Origin of the sequence: Variovorax paradoxus (assembly GCF_030811855.1) — a bacterium.
Taxonomy (GTDB): Bacteria; Pseudomonadota; Gammaproteobacteria; order Burkholderiales; family Burkholderiaceae_C; genus Variovorax; species Variovorax paradoxus_L.
Window position 1 is genome coordinate 650,644 of the sequence record NZ_JAUSRN010000001.1, and the last position, 15,137, is coordinate 665,780.

Genomic DNA, 15,137 nt, shown 5'->3' on the forward strand with positions numbered 1-15,137 from the left:
TCGTCGGGACGCGCTTCGGCGCTTATGCGGCAAGCGCCGGATAGTCGATGTAGCCCTTGGCGCCGGGCGTGTAGAACGTGTCCGGAGCAGGCGCGTTCAACGGCGCGTCCTGGCGCATGCGGTCGACCAGGTCGGGGTTGGCGAGGAAAGCCCTGCCCATGGCCGCCAGGTCCGCGCGGCCTTCGCGCAGCGCCAGTTGTGCGCTGGCCTTGTCGAGACCGCCGGCGAGGATGAAGGGGCCGTCGAACGCCGCCTTCAGGTCGACCTTCAGCTTCGCCGGGACCGGTGGGGCGCCAATTGCCGAATGGTCCAGCACGTGAACGTACATGAGGCCGAGCGCGGAAAGCTCCTCCACCAGCGCGAGGTACTGTTCGTCCACGCCCTCGAAGGCGCCGGCGCCGTTGAACACGCCGTGCGGCGACAGGCGGATACCCACGCGCTCGGCGCCGATCTCCTTCGCGGCCGCACGGGCGACCTCGAGCACCAGCCGGTTGCGCCCTTCTGCCGTGCCGCCGTAGCCATCGGTGCGGCGGTTGATGTTGGCGTTCAGGAATTGCTCGAGCAGGTAGCCGTTGGCGGCGTGCAGCTCGATGCCGTCGAAGCCGGCTTCGATGGCCAGGCGCGCGGCGGTCGCATACTCGCCGACCGCGGTCTGGATGTCGGCCTCGGTCATGGCGCGCGGCGGCGTGTGCGGCTGGCTGCCTTGGGTGTCCGTCCACATCTGGCCGGGGCATGTTTCCGCTGAAGCGCTGAGCACCTCGCCGCCGGCGGGCAGGTTGGCCTGGTGGCTCACGCGTCCGGTGTGCATGAGCTGCACCACGATCTTGCCGCCCTTGGCATGCACTGCCTCGGTCACCAGCTTCCAGCCTTGCACCTGCGCGTCGTTGAACAGCCCGGGGATTCGGGCGTAGCCGAGTCCGTTGGGCGACGGCGACGTGCCTTCCGTGATGATGAGACCGGCGCTGGCGCGCTGGGCGTAGTACGTCGCCATCAGGCTGTTGGGCGTGTTGTTGTCGACCGCGCGGCTGCGGGTGAGCGGCGACATCACGGCACGGTTCTTGAGCGGAATGGCGCGCAGGGAGAAGGCGTCGAAAAGCATGGGCTGTCCTCGAAAAACGGAATGGAAAAGAGAAATAGGTGTGGATGGCCTGGCAGGCTCAGCCCACGAGGTAGCGGGCGGCCGGCTTACCAACCTGGGTGGCCGCAAACAGTTCGGTGCGAGCGGCCTCGTACTTTCCCCACAGCGCTGCATCGGCGACCGAAGGCCACGTGATCGTTTCGCCCTGGTCCCATCCGGCAAGCGCCGCATCGACCATGTGCTCGGTCGTCATCAAGGCGTCCTGATTGAGGGCCGCCAATGGCACGCCCGACAGATCCCAGATCTCGGTGGCTGTCGATGCCGGCAGGACCAGCTGAACCTTCACGCCAGTGCCGGCCAGCTCTTCCTGCAGGCCTCGGCTGTACTGCAGCACGAACGCCTTGGTGCCACTGTAGACGGCGCTGATGGGCAGCGAATGGATGGCCAGCACGGAAGCGATGTTGATGATCACCCCTTCTTTTCGCGCGATGAAGGCTGGCACCACGGCTTGGCTCAGGCGCGTCAACGCCGTGATGTTGAGGGCGATCTGGGACAGCGCATCGCCTGCGGTGCGCTGGGCCACCGGTCCGAGCCGCGCAATGCCGGCGTTGTTCACCAACACGCGCACGTCGGCGTTGGTGGACAGGATCGTCTCGATCCGCGCCAGGTCTTCGTCCTGGGTCAGATCCGCCACGATCGCTTCGGCTTTGATACCGTGCGCCTTCGAAACCTGCGCGCACAGGGCTTCGAGGCGGTCGGCGCGCCGGGCGACCAGAATCAGGTCGTATCCACGCGCCGCGAGGCGATCCGCATAGACGGCGCCGATGCCGGAGGAAGCCCCCGTGACAAGGGCGACTTTCTTGGAGTTGGGGGTTGTCATTGAAGGCCTTCGAATAAAATTGAGTGCTCAACTAAACAAGTTGAGGGCTCAAATGTAGGTTTGAACCGCAGCCGCCTGCCGATGGTTCGGCACTCAACCATTTTCTGATCATGGGAATCACCAGCACGCCTGTCGACGCAAAAAGCACCGGCAACAAGCCGAGCCTCCAAGAGCAAGACATCCTGGGCGGACGGGTCTGCACGAACACGGCCCTGCGCCTCGCGGCACGCCGGCTCGGCCAGCTGTACGACGAAGCGCTGGCGCCGCTGGATCTCAAGGCCACGCAGCTCGCGCTCATGGCAGAAATACACAAGCTCATGGGTCCTGATCAACAAGGGCCGACGCTGCAGGACTTGGCAAGCCGGCTCGCGATCCAGCTCTCGGCCCTCACCCATGCGCTGCGGCCCCTGGTGCGCGACGGCATGGTCGAGCTGCGCCTCGACGCCAAGGACCGGCGGACCAAGCACGGCGTTCTCACCCCGCGGGGCAAAGCCAGGCTGTCAAAAGCCGTGGCGTACTGGGCCGCAGCCAATGATCGGGTCGAAGCGGTCCTCGGCCCTGTCTCGGCTGCGAACCTGAGGGCCCTGGCCGATCAGGTGTCCTCCGACGCGTTTCTGGCTGCATACAGGCAAGAAGACCGCGCCCCGTGTACTGACTGACCCGCCCCGGTGCAAGCAATGCTCTCCGAGACCAGCCCGGTGCTGGTCTTCATGGCCTGCGTGGCGCTGGCCACCTATGCCCAGAATCTCACGGGCTTCGCGTTCAGCCTGATCCTGCTCGGCCTGGTGTCGGTGTTCCACATCGCGAGCGTGAGCGACACGGCCAACGCCGCCACGGTGTTGAGCCTGATCAATGCGTGGACCTATTTCCGCGCGCGGCCCGGCGTGGTGCCGTGGCAGCTGATGAAGCCGGCGCTCAACGGCAGCACGGTGGGCGTGATCATCGGGCTCATGCTGCTCATGTGGCTGAGCGGCGGCGCGGTGGACTGGTTGCGGGGCCTGCTCGGTGTCTCGATTCTGGTCTGCGCGGTGCTGCTGGTGATGCAGGGCAGGCCGTTGATTGCCGTGTCGGGCCAGGCGAGCTTCGCCGTGGTCGGCGCACTGTCGGGCGTGCTGGGCGGGCTGTTCTCGAGCTCAGGGCCGCCCATCGTCTTTCACTTGTACCGCCAGCCGCTGGAGCGCGAGCTTGTACGCCGCGCGCTGCTGCTGATGTTCGCGTTCAACTCCCTCGTTCGGCTGGTCATCGTCGTGCCGACGGGGCACTTCTCGTGGCGTTCGGCGTTGCTGGCCGCGTGCGCGATGCCGGTGGTCTGGGGCGTGACCCGCGTACACCACCGGCTGCCGAACAAGCTGCCGCCGCGCACTCTGAAGTGGCTGGTAGGCGGCCTGCTGGCTGCCGCGGGCGCCACGCTGGTCGCGAGCGCATGGCTCGCGATCGCAGGAGCTCACTGAGGCGGTCGCTGTCACCTGGCCAGAAGGAACTCCCACTTCCCCATCGTGCCGCTTACGACGCGGCAACGGCCTCCTTGACGAAGTCGCTGTACTTGCGCAGCGGACGGCCGAGCATGTTCTGCAGGCGATCCGCTGCGCCTTCCGCACCGTGCATGCCGAACTTCTGAATCCCGGCCATCATGAGGCGCATGTCGTAAGCAAGCCAGGACGGTCCCTGCGCAGCCATCTGCGTTTCGAAGGCCGCCACGTCGTCTCCGCCATAAGCCACGTCGCGGCCGAGCGCGGCACTCCAGATCCTGGCCACCGACGCTCCAGTCAACAGCTCGGGCCCGACCAGCTCCAGCGTCACGCGCGGTGACGGCGCAGGCGCGCGGTCGCGGCGCAGCAGTTCGGCGACGGCGGTGTCCGCGATGTCTCGCGCATCGATCATCGCGACGCCCGTGGAGCCGATCGGCATCGGGTAGACGCCGTAGCCCTGGATCACCTGCTGGACCATGCGCTCGTTCTGCATGAAGTAGGCCGGCCGAAGGATGGTCGCCGGAATGCCCTGGCTCTCGATCATTCGCTCGACCGTGTGCTTGCCGGTGAAGTGCGGCACATCGGTGAACTTGTCCGCATGGATGACGGACAGATAGACGATGCGCTCGATGCCGGCCTCGCGCGCCAGGTTCAGCGCAACGAGGGCTTGGGTCACTTCGTCGGGCGTGACGGCGTTCAGCAGGAACAGCGTGCGCACCGATGAGAGTGCCGCGCGCAACGAGGGCACGTCGGTCAGGTCGCCGACGACCTCCTTGACGCCCGCCGGGAAGCGTTGCTTTCCAGCTGTGCGAACGAACGCGCTGACTTCGGCGCCGGCAGCTGCCAGGCCTTGGACGACGAGAGAACCGATGGTGCCGGTGGCACCTGTGACGAGAATGCTCATGAAAAAATCTCCAGAGTTAGAGGTGGGTAAAGGGGTTAGGTAAAAGGGGCCAGGGGTCGGTCAGCGCGAGAAGTCCGCGACGACCTTGCCGATGCGAGGGTCTGTGCGATTGCGTTCGATGGCTGCGGGGATGTCGTCGAAGCCCACGACTTCGCCGAGCTTCGAGATCAGCGTGCCGTGGGCGATTTCCGCTGCCAGCCGTTCCAGAAGGGGTGCGTCCGGCTTCGTCATGAACCACAGTCCGCGGCGGCCGGCGGGCGTGCGGGCAAGGATGTCGGGCGAGGACGTGCCGACGATCGCGCCGTTCTTCGCGAGCACTTGCCACGAGCGATCGAGCACTTCGCCGCCCACGTAGTCGAGTACCAGGTCGATGCCCTGCGCGACCGATTCGAAGCGCACGGTCTGGTAGTCGATGACGTGGTCCGCGCCGAGGCTGCGCACGTACTCGACGTGCGCGGCCGACGCCGTGGCGAAGACTTCGGCGCCCGCCCGCTTGGCGTACTGCACGGCATAGCCGCCCAGCCCTCCCGCTGCACCGTGAATGAGGATCCGCTGGCCTGCGGCGATCGGGCCCGCATGGTGCAGGCTGTGCCAGGCTGCCACGGCGGCGACGGGGACGCCGGCCGCATGAACGTCGTCAAGGCCTTGCGGCGTGCGCACCAGCTTCGCCTCGTCGACCGCCACGAAGTCGGCATAGGCACCCAGGCCGCCAAGCGGACCCATGACGCGATCGCCCACGCGAAAACGCGAGGCGCCGGGGCCGAGTGCCTCGACAACACCTGCAAGCTCGATTCCCAGGACGGCGGGCAGTTGGAGCGGGAAAGCCTCCCGGACGAAGCCTTCTCGCACTTTCCAGTCGATGCCGTTCACGCCGGCGGCCCGAACGCGGACCAGAACCTGGCCCGGTCCGGCTGCGGGCTTCGCGATCTCGGCGACCGCGGCGGCGGCCGCACCGCCATAGGCGCGGATCAGCACGGCACGTTGCGTGGTGGTCATTGCATTTCCTCTCATCGAAGTTGCGATGAGGAGAAGATAGGTCGTTGCATCAATAAAACGAAGATGCAAAAATGAAGACACCTCGTCTCAAATCCGAAACACATGGACCTGAACGCACTGAACGACTTCGCACTGGTCGCAGCGAATGGCGGCCTCGGAAAGGCAAGTCGCGCGAGCGGAAGATCGAAGGCGACCCTCTCTCGGCGCATCGCAGACCTGGAAGAGCAGCTCGGCGTGCGGCTCATCGAGCGCAGCGCCCGCGGGCTCAAGCTGACGGAAGCCGGCCAGATGCTGATGGATCGCACCGAAGGGCCGATGCACGAGGTGGCTGATGCGATGACTTCCGCGCGTGAAGGCTTGTCGGTGCCGCGCGGGCGCTTGCGCATCGCCTCGCCGGTGCTGTTCTCCCAGCTGGCAATGGGGCGCATCTGCGCCGGGTTTTGCGCGGCTTACCCGGAAGTCACGTGCGAGGTGGTGGCGGACGATCGCATGGTCGACCTGGTCGAGGAGCAGTTCGATGCCGCGATCCGGATCAATCCAGCTCCGGACAGCAGCCTGGTGGGCCGGTGCTTCGCCAAGGACCGGCTGGTGGTCGTGGCGGCGCCCTCCGTGCCTGTGCCAAAGCCAGGCAAGGGCAAGGTCAGCCCGGTTCCCGGCATCGTCTCAACAAACTTCCAAGCCGGGAATTGGACACTCGACGACGGACGCCTTGTCGTGGAGCCGATGCCTCGGCTCAGGCTTTCCTCGTTCCTGATGATTCGCGACGCTGCGGTCGCTGGCGCTGGCGCCGCGCTCATACCGCAGTCCATCGCATGGAACCAGCTCACGCGCGGAGAGCTGGTTCAGTGGGGAGTGGTGTCGGGCGTGGAGCCCGCGCTTTGGGTGCTGCATACCTCGCGGCGGCTTCCCGCGCCGAAGGTCCGGGCGTTCGTCGAATTCATGTGCGCGCTGTATCCGCAGGGCTCTCTCGTACTGAACGGTTAGAAGACCGGCAACGCCTCGTCAATCCGCGGTTGCGCCCGACTTCTTCACCAGCTCGGCCCAGCGCGGAATCTCGCGCGCCATGTGCTCGCGCAGTTCCTCCGGCGTGCTGGCGGCGATGTCCATCGCCAGCTGGCCGGACAGCTTGGCTTGCACGTCGGGCTGCTTGAGCGCCTTCACGATCTCGGCATTCAGGCGCTGGATGATGGGCTTGGGCGTGCCCTTGGGCGCATAGACGGCCTGCCACGACGACATCTCGAAGCCGGGCACGCCGGACTCAATCATGGTCGGCAGCTCGGGCACCAGCGCAATGCGCTTGCCGGTGGTCACGGCCAGCAGCTTCAGCTTGCCGCTCTTGACGAGAGGCAGCGCAGCGGTCACCTGGTCGAACATGAAGGGCACCAGGCCTGACGCCACGTCGGTCATGGCCGGCGGCGTGCCCTTGTACGGCACGTGCGTGAGCTTCACGCCGATCATGTCGGCGAACATCTCGCCCGCCAGGTGCGTCGAGGTGCCGGCACCCGACGAAGCGAAGGTGCGCTTGGATTCATCCTTCTTCAGGAGCGCGATCAGCTCGGCCACCGAGTTCACGCCAAGCTGGCTGTTGACGATCAGCACGTTGGGCAGCCGCCCGACCAGCGACACGGGCTCGAAGTCCTTCACCGGGTCGTAGGGCAGCTTCTTGTAGAGGCTCGCGTTGATGGCGTGCGTGCTGATGGTGCCGCCAAAGAGCGTGTAGCCGTCGGGCGCGGCCTTGGCCACATAGGCCGCGCCGATGCCGCCGGCCTGGCCCGGCCTGTTGTCCACCACCACCGACTGGTGAAGGCTCTCTCCCAGCTTGTTGGCCAGGATGCGGCCGACGATGTCGGTCGAGCCGCCGGCCGTGAAGGGCACGACGTAGGTGATGGTCTTGGCGGCGGGCCATTCGGCCTGCGCCAGCGCTGCGGCGGGTGCAAGTGCGAAAACGGATGCGGATGCGGCGAACAGCAGTCGCGCGGCGCGCTGGATGAAGGGCATGGTCTTGTCTCTCTTTGTCGATGTGTGTTGAAAGGGCGAGCCGTCAGCGGCCGCGGGCCTGGCGCCAGGCCGCGAACTCGGTGCGGCTCTGCTCTTCGGTCGGCGGATAGAGGCCGAGGATGGATCGGCCTTCGAGCACCTTCTCCTGCACGAAGTCTTCGAACACGGTCATCTCGGTGGCCTCGGCCGCGACTTCGTCGGCAATGTCGGCCGGAATGACGATGACGCCTTCGGCATCGCCCACCACCACGTCGCCGGGCCATACGGCCACGTCGCCGCAGCCGATCGGCACGTTGATGTCGATGGCCTGGTGCAACGTCAGGTTGGTCGGTGCGCTTGGTCGCTGGTGGTATGCGGGGAAGCCGAGCTTGGCGATGTCGGGGCTGTCGCGAAAGCCGCCGTCTGTGACCACGCCGGCCACGCCGCGCTTCATGAGCCGGCTCACCAGGATGCCGCCGGCCGATGCGGCGCGCGCGTCTTTGCGGCTGTCCATCAGCAGCACCGCGCCCTCGGGGCACTGCTCCACGGCCTGGCGCTGCGGATGGCTGCGGTCGTTGAACACGGTGATCGGATTCAGGTCTTCGCGCGCGGGCATGTAGCGCAGCGTGAAGGCCTCGCCAACCATGTTCGGCAGCGCCGGGTTGAGCGGATGCACGTTCTGGATGAACTGGTTGCGCAAGCCGCGCTTGAACAGCGCGGTGCACAGGGTGGCGGTGCTGACCTTCGTCAGCTTCTCGCGGGTCTGGGGATTCAAGTGGGTCTCCGTTCAGGTCTTCAAAAGATGTCCGGCTCGGGCACCGGCCGGCCGAAGGTGGTTTCGAGAAAGTCGAAGTCGCAGCCCTCGTTGGCCTGCAGGATGTGGCGGCCGAACATCCAGCCGTAGCCGCGCTCGTAGCGCGGCGCCGGCGGCGTCCAGGCGGCCTTGCGGCGCGCCAGCTCCTCGTCGCTCACTTCCAGGTGGATGAACCGCGCTGGCACGTCGACGCGGATGCGGTCACCCGTTTGGACCAGTGCCAACGGGCCGCCCACGGCGGACTCGGGCGAGCAGTGCAGCAGGCAACCGCCGTAGCTGGTGCCGCTCATGCGCGCGTCCGACAGGCGCAGCATGTCGGTGACGCCCTGCTTCAAGAGCTTGGTCGGGATCGGCAGCATGCCCCACTCGGGCATGCCGGCGCCGCGCGGGCCGGCATTGCGCAGCACCAGGATGTCGTCGCCGGTGACGTCGAGTTCGGGATCGTCCACTGCCTTCTTGAGCGCCGGGTAGTCGTCGAACACGAGTGCGCGCCCGGTGTGCTGCAAAAGGTGCGGTGCGCAGGCGCTGGGCTTGATCACCACGCCGTCGGGTGCCAGGTTGCCGCGCAGCACAGCCAGCGCGCCTTCGGCATAGATAGGATTGGCGAGCGGGCGGATGACGTCGTCGTTGAAGACTTCGGCGCCCTCGATGTTCTGCCCGATGGTGCGGCCGTTGACGGTGCGCGCTTCGGTCTTCAGGTGGCCGCGGATGCGCTCGAGCATCGCGGGCAGGCCGCCCGCATAGAAGAAGTCTTCCATCAGGTAGGTGTCGCCGCTCGGCCGGATGTTGGCGACGACCGGCACGCGGCGGCTCGCGGCATCGAAGTCGTCGAGCGTGACCGGATGGCCGGCGCGGCGCGACATGGCGATCAGGTGCACGATGGCGTTTGTGCTGCATCCCATCGCCATCGCGCAGGCGATGCCGTTCTCGAAATTGGCGCGCGTGAGCATCTTCGCCGGCGTCAGGTCGTCCCACACCATCTCGACGATGCGGCGGCCGCATTCGGCGCTCATGCGCACGTGGTTGGCATCGGCTGCGGGAATGCTCGAGGCGCCCGGCAACGTGAAGCCCACGGCCTCGGCAATGCCCATCATGGTGGCCGCGGTGCCCATGGTCATGCAAGTGCCATGGCTGCGCGCAATGCCAGCTTCCATCTCTTGCCAAGCCTGGTCGCCGAGCTGGCCGGCGCGGCGCTGGTCCCAGTACTTGAAGGCGTCCGAGCCCGAGCCCAGCACCTTGCCGCGCCAGTTGCCGCGCAGCATCGGCCCGGCCGGCAGGTAGATGAACGGCAAGCCCATGCTCAGCGCGCCCATCGTGAGGCCCGGCGTGGTCTTGTCGCAGCCGCCCATCAGCACCGCGCCGTCGATCGGGTGGCTGCGCAGCAGCTCCTCGGTTTCCATGGCCAGGAAGTTGCGGTAGAGCATGGTCGTCGGCTTGACCATGCTCTCGGACAGCGAAATGGCCGGCAGCTCGAGCGGAAAGCCGCCCGCCTGGAAGATGCCGCGCTTGACGTCGTCCACACGCTGCTTGAAGTGCGAATGGCACTGGTTGGCATCGCTCCAGGTGTTGACGATGGCGATGATGGGCTTGCCCACCCAGTCGGTGGGCGCGTAGCCCATCTGCATCACCCGCGAGCGGTGGCCGAAGGAGCGGAAGTCGTCGGGCGCGAACCAGCGGGCGCTGCGAAGGGTGTCGTAGGAACGTGGCATCGAAGGCTGAAAAGGGTCTCTTGGATGGAATCAACTACATTAAAACACTAATATATCACTTCGCCAAACGAGAATTCCAGCGAATGACTGCCCTCCCCCGGATCCGACTCGACCGCACGCGCCTGGCCGCACCGCAAGTGCTCGAAAAGCTGCGCGACGCCATCCTTTCCCTCGACCTCGTGCCCGGCACGGTGCTGGTGCGGCAAGAGCTGGCCGACCGGTTCGGCGTGAGCCAGACGCCAGTGCGGGAAGCCTTGCTGCGGCTGAGCGAAGAAGGCCTGGTGGACGTGTTTCCGCAGCACGCCACCCTGGTGAGCCGCATCGACATCGACGCGGCCAGGCAGGCGCACTTTTTGCGCCGCTCGATCGAGCTGGAAATCGTCCACCAGCTGGCCGGCGAAGCCCGGCCCGGCCTGGTGGCCCAACTCGAGGCGCAGGTGGCGCTGCAGGCCACGCTGGCAGCGGCGCGGCAGTACGGCGAGTTCGTCGGTGCCGACCGCAAGTTTCACCACCTGATGTACGAAGCCGCGAACGTGCCGAGCCTGTGGGACCTAGTGAGCCGCGTCTCGGGCCATGTGGACCGCCTGCGGCGCCTGCACCTGCCCACGGCGGGCAAGACCGAGGCGATCCTGCGTGACCACCGCGCCATCGTGCGCGCCATTGCCAAGGGCGATGGCGCCGCGGCGCAGAAGGCGCTGCGCGAACACCTCTCCGGCACGCTGAGTTCGCTGCCGGAAATCTGCGCGCGCCATCCCGACTTCATCGCGCCCAGGAACTGAGCGGCATGGCCCCGCGAACCAGGACAGAAGTACTATTTTTTTATTACTACTTTCATCGTATGCTGGCTTCATTCCAGGCTGGCATTCGGAAAGAGCGTTGCCGGCCGTTTCGAGTCAGCACGCCGGCGGCGCGCCAGAAACGCGACAGGCAACGATCATCAAGAGGATGGGACGCAAACATGGCTTACTCCAGTGCTCCGCAAATCGTCCGACAGATCCTGGAAGGGCCCGTCGCTCGGCCGGTGTTGCAACACTGGCGGCGCCAGCGGTTTTTCTCCGAAGCCGGTTTCGCCGGTTTCTTCGGCCTGTTCAAGAGTTTTGCCGAAGCGCGGAGTACGCTGCCTCCCAATCCGGAATTCGACAACGCCGCTCTGGCGGCCGAGTACGTGGACGTGCGCACGAAGAAGATCTTTGCCTACGACTATCCGGTGATGTGGTGGCTCGAACGCGCGTTCCGCGATGGTGCCACCAAGGTGCTCGACATCGGCGGCTCGGTGGGTGTCCACTTCTATGCGTACCGCCGCTATATCGAGATGCCGAAAGATCTGTCCTGGCGTGTCGTGGAAGTGCCGGCGATCGCTTCCATCGGCCGCGAGATGGCCAGCCATGCCGAGGCCGATGCTGGCGCGCTGAGCTTCGCCGAGAACCTGACCGAGGTCCTGTCCGGCAACGACATCTGGATCTCCGCGGGAGCCTTGCATTTTCTGGACAATGCGCGCCCCGCCCAGCTGCTCCAGCAATGCGAGCAGCGTCCGCGGCACATTCTCCTGAACAAGGAGCCGCTCTATGACGGCGAGGACTATGTGACGACGGTGAACATCGGCGACGGTTGCTTTGCGCCGGCGCACGTCTTCAACCGCCAGCGCTTCGTCAGCGAGGTCGAGGCGCTGGGCTACACCCTGCGCGAGCAGTGGCAGGTTCCCGAGCGTTCGCTCAAGCTGCCGGGATTCCCCGAGCATTGCGTGCCGGTGTACAGCGGCCTCTACTTCACGCGCTGAGTCGACGCGCCGGCACATCCACCAGCCACCGCCTCATGCAGGCTGGTGGTGGAGGCCATGGGCTGCGCATCGCATCGCCGCCATCCGCCCGACGGGTGCATCATTGCGGCCACGATCCCTCGCGCAAAGGAAAAAAATCCATGCCGTCAACCACCGACTACGAATCGATGTTCGAGTTCGCGCCGATGTCCCTCTGGCTCGAGGACTACAGCGGACTTCACCAGCTGTTCGAGTCGTGGCGCAGCGCCGGCATCGTCGATCTGGTGGCCCACCTGAATGCCGAGCCCCGGCATGTGCGCGAATGCTTGTCGCAGCTGCGGGTGCTGAGCGTCAACCAGAGCACGCTCACCCTCTTCGGTGCGCAGAGCCAGGCCGAGTTGCTCTCGCGGCTCGACAGCGTCTTTCGCGACGACATGACCGCGCCCGTCATCTACGAACTGGACCAGCTCTGGCGCGGCAAGCTCTGCTTCGACAACCAGACGGTCAACTATGCGCTCGACGGCCGCAGGCTCGACGTGCACGTGCGCGTGCAAGTGCTGCCCGGCCATGAGGCCTCGTGGGACCGCGTGCTGGTGTCGCTGGACGACATCACCGATCGCGTGCGGGCCGAGCGGCTGCGCCTGGAAAGCGAGCGCTATGCGCGCGAGCTGTTCGAGCGGTCGCCGGTCTCGTTGTGGGTGGAAGACTTCAGCGCGGTCAAGACGCTGCTCGACGACATACGCAAGCGCGGCATCAGCGACTTCGCAACCTTCCTCAAGGTGCACCCCGAGTTCATCACGCGCTGCATGCGCGAGATCCGCGTGATCGACGTCAACCACGAAACGCTGCGCATGTTCGGCGCCACAGGCAAGAGCCAGCTGCTGGACAACCTTTCCGGCATCTTCCGCGACGAGATGCACGACTCCTTCGCCGAACAGCTGCAGGACCTCTGGAACGGCAAGATGCTGCAGCAGCGCGAGGTGGTCAACTACGCGCTCACGGGCGACCTGCTGAACATCCACATGCAGTTTGCCGTGCTCGAAGACCGGCTCGCGAACTGGGACCTCGTGCTGGTCTCGCTGATCGACATCACGGCCCGCAAGAAGGCCGAGGCCTATCTGGAGTACCTGGGCAAGCACGACGTGCTGACGCAACTGCGCAACCGCACCTTCTTCTCGGAAGAACTGAACCGGCTGTCGCGCAAGGGCCCGTGGCCGGTGTCGGTGCTGGTCATCGACATGAACGGGCTGAAGCCCGTCAACGACGAGGAAGGACACGCCGCCGGCGACGCGCTGCTGCGGCGCGTGGGCGAGGTGCTGAGCAAGGCGGTCGACGAGCCGGGCTGGCCCGCGCGCATCGGTGGCGACGAGTTTGCCGTGGTGCTGCCCAAGACCGACGAGCGCGGCGCCGAGGCGATTCGCGACCGCATCGTTTCCATGCTCGAGCTGAACAACCAGTTCTATGCAGGCCAGAGCGGACGCGTGCTGAACCTCGCAATCGGCGTGGCGACCTGCGAAGCCGGCGACCTGCTCGACGCGGCGCTGCAGCGCGCGGACCGCGCCATGTACGAAGAAAAGGCTCGCCACTACCGCGAGAGTGCGATCGAGCGGCGGCGATGACAAGGTGCCGAGCCGCCACCGCTAAGGCAGCTTTCGCCCGCGGCTACTACTTCTGGCTGAGCTTCGCGGAAGCCACGTCCTTTTCCTTTTCAGCGCGCCACCATGCGAGCAACTCGTCGAAGCTGCCTCCGAAGGCGCGCTTCTGAAGCGCTTCGCCTGCAAAAGAGCAATGTGCCGCAGTGGAAGAGTCCAGCAACTGCTGCGATGCCACGCGATCGCACGCCAGGTAGACCCGCTTGAGCTCGTCGATGGATACCGAGGCGAGCCTGTCGTCGCCCGCATGCGCGAAGGCCATCATCGAAGTGCACAGCGCCAGCGGCAACATCACGGCAAGGCTTCCGCCGCATCTTTGATCTGAATGCATGTTCATCTCCTGCTAGGCCGGCCGAACCGGGGAAGGGGAACCGGAAAGAGCCGGCTGCGCAAGATTAGAGGGGCGCCCCCGCCCGCGCGTCATCGGAAGGAATGAGCGGAGGCAACCGCCGGTTCAACATCGTCAAACGCCATTCGACGTATAGCGCGCGAGAACTTTTCTCTATATCGTGCTTTCCATCACTTCAATTTTGGGGTCGAAAGGCGTATATGAGCGTTCTTGCTTCCCCCGCCCCCGCGCAGTTCGAGACGATTGGAATCTCTGCTCGCGAGCTTTCCGAAGTGATCGGTGCCGTCTACGACTGCGCGCTCGACCCACTGCTCTGGCCGGCCGCCTGCCGAAGGATTTCTGATCTCTGCGAAAGCACCGGCGGGGGCATTTGCGTGCATGACCTGCGGCAAATGCAGAACGACCAGCTGTTCGTGTTCGGGTACCAGCCGGAGTTTTTGGAGAAGCTGGGCGCCCAGTACGCCGACAGCCCCATGGCCGTGTCGGACGTGGTTGCGAACATCGGCGACGTCAACGCCCTCTCCATGGCCCAGTTCCACTTGCGCGAGGGCCGCTTCTTCAGGGAGGTGCTGGAGCCCTTCGGGCTGCAGGACATGATGTGGTTTCCCGCGCTGCGCACCGGAGGGCGCATGGCGTCGCTGCACGCCTCGCGCAGCGATTCGTCGCCGCGCTACCAGGAGCACGACGTCGGATTGTTCAACCTTCTCGCGCCACACGTGTGCCGCGCGCTCGCCATCTCCGACGCGCTCGACATTCGCGCGCTGCGCTCGGAAATGCTCGAGAAGACATTGGACGGACTGGCCGCCGGCGTTTTTCTCACGGCCCGCGACGGCCGCGTCGTCTACATGAACCGCGCTGCCGAAAAACAGATCAAGGCCGGGACGTCGGTGCGGCTTGCAAACCACCGGCTGGCGCCGACGGATTCGGCTGCGCGCGCCGCGCTGTCGAAGGCGATTGACCAATCAGCACGTGACCACGACGCCGCCGTTGACGGCCGTGCGAGCGAACATTCCGTGGCGGTGCCCGACGGCATCGGCGGCGGGTACATCGCCACCCTGCTTCCCATCGAGAGCGGCCAGCGCCAAGGCATCCTGGCGCCGTTCGCCGCCTCCATGGCCGTGTTCATGCAGGACCCGATCCAGGCCCCTCCCATGCCGGGTGAAGCCTTCGCGCGCCTGCACAAGCTCACGGGCGGCGAACTGCGTGTGCTGCTGTCGCTTTCGCAGGGGCTGGGCGGCATGGAGGCTGCCGACATGCTGGGCATCAGCGAAGCCACGGTTCGCACCCACCTGCAGCACATGTACTCCAAGACCGGCACGTCCAGGCAGAGCGATCTGCTGCGTCTGTTGAGCAACTCGGCGCCGCCGCTGGGCCTCCACTAGGTCGAAGCAGGCACGCCGCGCGGCGGATGCCGTGCGCGTCGATCCGCCGGAAGCACTGGCGCGATGCGGCCATCATGCGAATAATTCTCATTCGTTTGACTTACAATCGGCCGCTCTCCAGTTCTTCTTTCAGATGTCGTCGCCGGGATCCAGGCCCGTCGGCCCGGCGAT

Annotated in this window: 15 protein-coding genes; 7 read left to right on the plus strand and 8 right to left on the minus strand. The window is 66.0% G+C overall.

The annotated features are described in order from the left end of the window. Window positions 1–22: 22 nt before the first annotated feature. Both J2X92_RS03350 and J2X92_RS03355 read right to left on the minus strand, forming a co-directional pair. Window positions 23–1,099, minus strand: coding sequence for an alkene reductase (locus J2X92_RS03350; protein ID WP_307573351.1), 1,077 nt, complete (start codon window positions 1,097–1,099; stop codon window positions 23–25). A 58-nt stretch (window positions 1,100–1,157) separates the two neighbouring features. After that, window positions 1,158–1,958, minus strand: coding sequence for an SDR family NAD(P)-dependent oxidoreductase (locus tag J2X92_RS03355; RefSeq protein ID WP_307573353.1), 801 nt, complete (start codon window positions 1,956–1,958; stop codon window positions 1,158–1,160). Window positions 1,959–2,068: 110 nt separating this feature from the next. Here J2X92_RS03355 and J2X92_RS03360 point away from each other — a divergent pair, with 110 nt between their 5' ends. Together J2X92_RS03360 and J2X92_RS03365 are read left to right on the plus strand one after the other, a co-directional pair. Further along, window positions 2,069–2,617 carry a MarR family winged helix-turn-helix transcriptional regulator gene (locus J2X92_RS03360; protein WP_307573354.1) on the plus strand — a complete coding sequence of 183 codons (549 nt, stop codon included), beginning with the start codon at window positions 2,069–2,071 and terminating at the stop codon, window positions 2,615–2,617. Window positions 2,618–2,626: 9 nt separating this feature from the next. Further along, window positions 2,627–3,409 (plus strand): sulfite exporter TauE/SafE family protein, encoded by a 783-nt coding sequence (locus J2X92_RS03365; RefSeq protein ID WP_307573356.1) that lies wholly within the window; start codon window positions 2,627–2,629, stop codon window positions 3,407–3,409. Window positions 3,410–3,461: 52 nt separating this feature from the next. Here J2X92_RS03365 and J2X92_RS03370 read toward each other — a convergent pair whose 3' ends face one another. Together J2X92_RS03370 and J2X92_RS03375 are read right to left on the minus strand one after the other, a co-directional pair. Then, window positions 3,462–4,331: an SDR family oxidoreductase gene (locus tag J2X92_RS03370; protein ID WP_307573357.1), complete on the minus strand. Its 870-nt coding sequence runs from the start codon at window positions 4,329–4,331 to the stop codon at window positions 3,462–3,464. A 60-nt stretch (window positions 4,332–4,391) separates the two neighbouring features. Further along, the gene (locus J2X92_RS03375) at window positions 4,392–5,327 is read right to left on the minus strand and encodes an NADP-dependent oxidoreductase (RefSeq protein ID WP_307573359.1); all 936 of its coding nucleotides are present in this window, start codon (window positions 5,325–5,327) and stop codon (window positions 4,392–4,394) included. Window positions 5,328–5,429: 102 nt separating this feature from the next. Between J2X92_RS03375 and J2X92_RS03380 the strand changes: the two genes are divergently transcribed. After that, window positions 5,430–6,311, plus strand: a complete 882-nt coding sequence (locus J2X92_RS03380) for a LysR family transcriptional regulator (RefSeq protein ID WP_307573360.1) — start codon at window positions 5,430–5,432, stop codon at window positions 6,309–6,311. 18 nt (window positions 6,312–6,329) lie between these two features. On the opposite strand, the gene J2X92_RS03385 is transcribed toward J2X92_RS03380, so the two are convergent. From J2X92_RS03385 to araD, 3 genes are read right to left on the minus strand one after another with little or no spacing between them, the layout of a single operon-like run. Further along, window positions 6,330–7,325, minus strand: a complete 996-nt coding sequence (locus J2X92_RS03385) for a Bug family tripartite tricarboxylate transporter substrate binding protein (RefSeq protein ID WP_307573362.1) — start codon at window positions 7,323–7,325, stop codon at window positions 6,330–6,332. Between the two features lie 43 nt (window positions 7,326–7,368). Beyond that, window positions 7,369–8,079: a ribonuclease activity regulator RraA gene (locus J2X92_RS03390; RefSeq protein ID WP_307573364.1), complete on the minus strand. Its 711-nt coding sequence runs from the start codon at window positions 8,077–8,079 to the stop codon at window positions 7,369–7,371. 20 nt (window positions 8,080–8,099) lie between these two features. After that, entirely contained in the window at window positions 8,100–9,827 is a 1,728-nt protein-coding gene (gene araD, locus J2X92_RS03395) for an L-arabinonate dehydratase (RefSeq protein ID WP_307573366.1), read from the minus strand. A gap of 83 nt (window positions 9,828–9,910) precedes the next feature. Here araD and J2X92_RS03400 point away from each other — a divergent pair, with 83 nt between their 5' ends. From J2X92_RS03400 to J2X92_RS03410, 3 genes are all read left to right on the plus strand, one after another. After that, complete coding sequence (locus J2X92_RS03400; protein WP_307573367.1) at window positions 9,911–10,606, plus strand: GntR family transcriptional regulator; 696 nt, start codon at window positions 9,911–9,913, stop codon at window positions 10,604–10,606. Window positions 10,607–10,665: 59 nt separating this feature from the next. Beyond that, window positions 10,666–11,604, plus strand: a complete 939-nt coding sequence (locus J2X92_RS03405; RefSeq protein WP_307573368.1) for a methyltransferase, TIGR04325 family — start codon at window positions 10,666–10,668, stop codon at window positions 11,602–11,604. A 140-nt stretch (window positions 11,605–11,744) separates the two neighbouring features. Beyond that, entirely contained in the window at window positions 11,745–13,202 is a 1,458-nt protein-coding gene (locus tag J2X92_RS03410; protein WP_307573369.1) for a sensor domain-containing diguanylate cyclase, read from the plus strand. A gap of 46 nt (window positions 13,203–13,248) precedes the next feature. Here J2X92_RS03410 and J2X92_RS03415 read toward each other — a convergent pair whose 3' ends face one another. Further along, window positions 13,249–13,566, minus strand: a complete 318-nt coding sequence (locus J2X92_RS03415) for a hypothetical protein (protein ID WP_307573371.1) — start codon at window positions 13,564–13,566, stop codon at window positions 13,249–13,251. A 218-nt stretch (window positions 13,567–13,784) separates the two neighbouring features. On the opposite strand from J2X92_RS03415, the gene J2X92_RS03420 reads away from it, so the two are divergent. After that, complete coding sequence (locus tag J2X92_RS03420; RefSeq protein WP_307573373.1) at window positions 13,785–14,966, plus strand: LuxR C-terminal-related transcriptional regulator; 1,182 nt, start codon at window positions 13,785–13,787, stop codon at window positions 14,964–14,966. The last annotated feature ends 171 nt before the right edge of the window (window positions 14,967–15,137 follow it).

Bases quoted from the DNA above. Each gene is read 5' to 3' on its own strand.
- J2X92_RS03405 (WP_307573368.1), top strand. From the start codon at position 10,666: ATGCTGGCTTCATTCCAGGCTGGCATTCGGAAAGAGCGTTGCCGGCCG.
- J2X92_RS03375 (WP_307573359.1), bottom strand. From the start codon at position 5,327: ATGACCACCACGCAACGTGCCGTGCTGATCCGCGCCTATGGCGGTGCG.
- araD (WP_307573366.1), bottom strand. From the start codon at position 9,827: ATGCCACGTTCCTACGACACCCTTCGCAGCGCCCGCTGGTTCGCGCCC.
- J2X92_RS03350 (WP_307573351.1), bottom strand. From the start codon at position 1,099: ATGCTTTTCGACGCCTTCTCCCTGCGCGCCATTCCGCTCAAGAACCGT.
- J2X92_RS03410 (WP_307573369.1), top strand. From the start codon at position 11,745: ATGCCGTCAACCACCGACTACGAATCGATGTTCGAGTTCGCGCCGATG.
- J2X92_RS03370 (WP_307573357.1), bottom strand. From the start codon at position 4,331: ATGAGCATTCTCGTCACAGGTGCCACCGGCACCATCGGTTCTCTCGTC.
- J2X92_RS03400 (WP_307573367.1), top strand. From the start codon at position 9,911: ATGACTGCCCTCCCCCGGATCCGACTCGACCGCACGCGCCTGGCCGCA.
- J2X92_RS03380 (WP_307573360.1), top strand. From the start codon at position 5,430: ATGGACCTGAACGCACTGAACGACTTCGCACTGGTCGCAGCGAATGGC.
- J2X92_RS03420 (WP_307573373.1), top strand. From the start codon at position 13,785: ATGAGCGTTCTTGCTTCCCCCGCCCCCGCGCAGTTCGAGACGATTGGA.
- J2X92_RS03360 (WP_307573354.1), top strand. From the start codon at position 2,069: ATGGGAATCACCAGCACGCCTGTCGACGCAAAAAGCACCGGCAACAAG.
- J2X92_RS03385 (WP_307573362.1), bottom strand. From the start codon at position 7,325: ATGCCCTTCATCCAGCGCGCCGCGCGACTGCTGTTCGCCGCATCCGCA.
- J2X92_RS03415 (WP_307573371.1), bottom strand. From the start codon at position 13,566: ATGCATTCAGATCAAAGATGCGGCGGAAGCCTTGCCGTGATGTTGCCG.
- J2X92_RS03355 (WP_307573353.1), bottom strand. From the start codon at position 1,958: ATGACAACCCCCAACTCCAAGAAAGTCGCCCTTGTCACGGGGGCTTCC.